Genomic DNA, 1,236 nt, shown 5'->3' with positions numbered 1-1,236 from the left:
AAAAACGTTGAGCAATGGGCACTTTTGCTGGAATGATTACTAAAGGCGATTGCTAATGTGGAATGAAGTTGAGCTCAAATTGAGTATCGAACGCAAGAGTATCACACGTCTGCGAAGTCATCCTGCCATCGTTAACGCCTGTATCGACAAACCTGTCACACACAGACTTATCACCATCTATTATGACACCCCAGACCTGAAACTTCTGGATGCTGGTGTTAGTCTTCGTGTGCGCCATAGCTGTGGCCGCTGGATTCAATCAATTAAGACCGTTGGCAGTTCACTAACAGGGCTGCATAAGCGTATGGAATGGGAGGACGTAATTGCAGCCAACCATCCAGACTTCACCAAAATACTTGACCCAGTCTTGGTAAAACTGTTCGCTAATCAGAATCTGCGCGATGCGCTCAGGCCTATTTTTCAAACAGAAGTGCGGCGCAGCGAATGGCAGCTCGCTTTCGAAAATGGCGACAAGATTGAACTGGCACTTGATTTAGGTAAACTGACTGCAGGCAAAAATAGCGAGCCAATCAGTGAAATTGAGTTGGAACTGAAAGCTGGTCATGTGGGGCGGTTGTTTGACCTAGCACTGGAGTTGCAGAAAACCATCCCGTTAACGCTGGAAAATTCGAGCAAAGCCCTGCGTGGATATGCCTATTACCGAACTACGCCCCAATGTGTTTTCAAAGGAAATCTGCCAAAGCTTGTCAAAACTACCGATGCAAACAGCGCTTTCAAAAAAATCGCCTGGGAATGTATTAACCACCTGCAGAGTAATCAGGACATGGTATTACATGGTACAGATGTGGAAGGCGTCCACCAGATGCGCGTGGCGCTGCGTCGCTTGCGTTCGGCATTTTCAGTATTTAAGAAGATACTTGGGAGTAAGAACAACGTTGCATTATTGGTTGAACTTGGCTGGCTTTCTAACGCTTTGGGCAAAGCACGCGACCTCGATGTATTGGTGACCCAAACACTACCAGCCATTATTACACAATATGAAAATCATGCAGGCTTACTGAAGCTACGCGACATAGCTTTAACTGCGCAAGAAGAAGCTTATGTCGAAGTGCGCACGGCACTTTCCTCACAGCGTTACAATTATCTACTATTATCACTGGCAGCTTGGCTGGAAAACGAGCGCTGGCGTGATGGCGCCAAGGATAAGAAAACTCATCGAGTACTCGACATTGCAACAGCAACCTTAACTAAACGCCATAAGCAACTGCGGCAGCG

1 protein-coding gene is annotated in these 1,236 nt (G+C 46.8%); it reads left to right on the top strand.

Going from position 1 to position 1,236, the window contains the following annotated elements; translation table 11 throughout:
- Positions 1–55: 55 nt before the first annotated feature.
- Positions 56–1,236: CYTH and CHAD domain-containing protein (locus tag Q8J82_RS00920; protein ID WP_305327596.1), on the top strand; the 1,181-nt coding region annotated here is incomplete at its 3' end.

Origin of the sequence: Methylotenera sp. (genome assembly GCF_030684185.1) — a bacterium.
Taxonomy (GTDB): domain Bacteria; phylum Pseudomonadota; class Gammaproteobacteria; order Burkholderiales; family Methylophilaceae; genus Methylotenera.
This window is presented reverse-complemented; position numbering and strand designations above follow the sequence as displayed.